The organism is Bradyrhizobium sp. RD5-C2 (assembly GCF_019972155.1).
Taxonomy (GTDB): domain Bacteria; phylum Pseudomonadota; class Alphaproteobacteria; order Rhizobiales; family Xanthobacteraceae; genus Bradyrhizobium.
Genome location: NZ_BOVL01000036.1, coordinates 1 through 914, shown reverse-complemented (window position 1 = coordinate 914; position 914 = coordinate 1). Strand labels below are relative to the sequence as shown.

1 protein-coding gene is annotated in these 914 nt (G+C 67.3%); it reads right to left on the bottom strand.

Going from position 1 to position 914, the window contains the following annotated elements; genetic code table 11:
* Positions 1 to 914 (bottom strand): mannose-1-phosphate guanylyltransferase (locus BraRD5C2_RS33585; protein WP_223975718.1); only part of this gene is annotated, 914 nt, incomplete at both ends.

Below are 914 nucleotides of genomic sequence, written 5' to 3'. Positions count from 1 at the left end.
CGATGCACCTTGATGTGGTTCTCGGTCACCCCGGGCGCCGCCACTTTCAATTTCGCGACCAGCCGCTTCAGCCCGTTGGCGTCCTTCTGGCGTGACACCAGTACGGCGTCCTGGGTCGCGACCACGACGAGGTCGTCGACGCCTTCGAGCGCGACCAGGGCCCGGTCGGTCGAGACGTTGCAATTGCGGGAGTCCTCGAACACCGCCGCGCCGCGCGCCGCGTTGCCGAGGCTGTCCTTGTCGGAGAGCTCCCAGACCTGACGCCATGAGCCGATGTCGGACCAGCCGCACGCCACCGGCACCACTGCGGCATGAGCGGTCTTCTCCATCACGGCGTAATCGATCGAGATCGCCTTCGCCGCGCCGAACGCCGACGCATCGAGCTTGACGAAGCCGAGATCGCGCGTCGCCGACGCAACCGACTGCTCGACCGCCGCAATGCTGTCGGCATCGACATTGCGATACTCGTCGAGCAGCACGCTTGCGCGGAACATGAAGTTACCGCTGTTCCAGAGATAGCCCGCATCGATATAGCCCGCCGCCGTCGCGGCATCCGGCTTCTCGACGAATTTTGCCACCGCGCGCACCTCGCCGGCGACCACCTCACCCGGGCTGATATAGCCGTATTCGGTGGCGGGGCGTTCCGGCTTGACGCCGAAGGTCACGATGCGGCCGGCTTCGGCAGCCACCAATCCGCCGCGGCATGCGGCGACGAAGGCCGGCGTATCCCGCACCAGATGGTCGGCGGCGAGCGCCAGCACGATCGCTTCGCCGTCACGGCTCTGTGCGAATGCCGCACCGCCCGCGATCGCGGGCCCGGAGTCGCGGCGCATCGGCTCCAGCAGCACATCGGCTTCGCGGCCGATCTCGGCGAGCTGCTCCAGCACCATGAAGCGATAGGCCTCGTTGGTGAT